2 protein-coding genes are annotated in these 749 nt (G+C 46.1%); both read left to right on the top strand.

Going from position 1 to position 749, the window contains the following annotated elements:
* Nucleotides 1–238: hypothetical protein (locus A3756_RS26965; RefSeq protein ID WP_197481078.1), on the top strand; the 238-nt coding region annotated here is incomplete at its 5' end.
* The coding region (locus A3756_RS26355) for an energy transducer TonB (protein WP_156490148.1) at nucleotides 235–749 on the top strand (515 nt) is incomplete at its 3' end. The genes A3756_RS26965 and A3756_RS26355, both read left to right, overlap by 4 nt.

The raw sequence follows: 749 nt of genomic DNA, 5'->3' as shown, positions 1-749 counted from the left end.
TTTAATAGCAAACGAAGCGCTCTTTGAGTATGAGCATTGGCTTTTCAATGGCGATTTACCTGAACGTCTTCGCTATAACATCGATCCAGGCTGGTATGGTGAATTGCCCAGAGCCTATATTTACTCCGCTCGCGGGCAGCGGGTTGCACATAGCGGCATGTCGACAAAAGCAATGTTGGAACAGTGGTTGGCTTTAATTCATGCGAACTCTGCACCGGAAAGTACCGATTCACCATGACAACTTCCAAGCCTATACGTATTACCGTTATCGTGTCAGTGCTTGTTCATTGCGGAATGATGTTGGCCGTTTTTCTTACCGTGTCTGGTGGTGTTAGCCTAGATACTGTTAATGTGGATAAGCCATTGCTGCGTCCAGCGCTTGTGATTAGTCATCACCATGTTGCTGCAAAGCCAAAGCCAAAGCCAAAGCCAGAGCCAGAGCCAGAGCCAAAGCCAGAAAATCGATCAGAGAATGAACACTTTAGCTTTCCATCTGAAACCGTTTTGCAAGCGCAAAGCCTGGGTTTAGAAGGTGAATCGATACTTGCCTATAAACAGGAGCTGTTTAAGCTTATTGAGGCACAGAAATTTTATCCGAAGCGCCTCAAAAGAATGCGTAGAGAGGGTGAGGTGACGATTGAATTCACGCTCTTGGCAAATGGCGATTTAAAAGTCATTAAAGTCATCGACTCGCGTGGACATAAACTCTTCAAACAAGCTTCACTGGCAGCGCTAAAGAAGGTCGACAC

The organism is Oleiphilus sp. HI0086, assembly GCF_001635225.1.
The sequence above is the reverse complement of the archived record's forward strand: the minus strand, read 5'-3'. Positions and strand labels throughout refer to the sequence as shown.